This window comes from Novosphingobium sp. 11B (genome assembly GCF_054589055.1).
Genome location: NZ_BAAILP010000109.1, coordinates 1 through 580 on the forward strand (window position 1 = coordinate 1; position 580 = coordinate 580).

The following is a 580-nucleotide window of genomic DNA, read 5'->3' on the forward strand; positions in this document are numbered from 1 at the left end:
GTAACCGCTGCTTGGACCCCACGTGGGATGTGGAGAGGCTTCAGTGTACGGTCAAGGTTCTTGCAAAGGCACACTGGTCATGGATGAAGGAGATGATCTGGGGGATCATCCGCCAGGTATCTGCAAGAGCCTGATTTGCGAGAGGATCCTGGAGCTGGTCGATCCATGATATGCCATCGATGATCGTGCTTTGGCCAAGGATAGCTGCAAGCGGCAGGCCGAAGTCTCGATCAGACACGAAGGGCTTCCATGCGTCCATGTCCAGATGCATTGCGGTGAAGAAGCCATTGGCAAAGTCTTCCAGCAGGACCTCGCCGTCCTCGGTCCGCATATAGATCGGCGCATAGACCTCAGGGCACTCGGCAAGCTCGATGCAGATCTGGTTGTAGCGCTTAAGGATCGTTCGGCGCGCGGGTGCCGATCGGGCGCTTTGGACGTGTTCGCGCAGGATGCTCCTTAGCCATATGTCCGGATTGATGATGGACGGGCCGGCAGCCAACGCCGCGAGGAAGCCATCGATCGAGGAGACACCGGCGACCGGCGGATCAAGCGTATCGAGCCAGATTTCGAGCTGCTCTAA

General features: G+C 57.9%; 1 protein-coding gene. It reads right to left on the reverse strand.

Going from position 1 to position 580, the window contains the following annotated elements; genetic code table 11:
• Nucleotides 1-40 precede the first annotated feature (40 nt).
• Nucleotides 41-580, reverse strand: a 540-nt coding sequence (locus ACYPYD_RS09740) for a UPF0149 family protein (RefSeq protein ID WP_459662929.1), incomplete at its 5' end; no start/stop codon positions are given.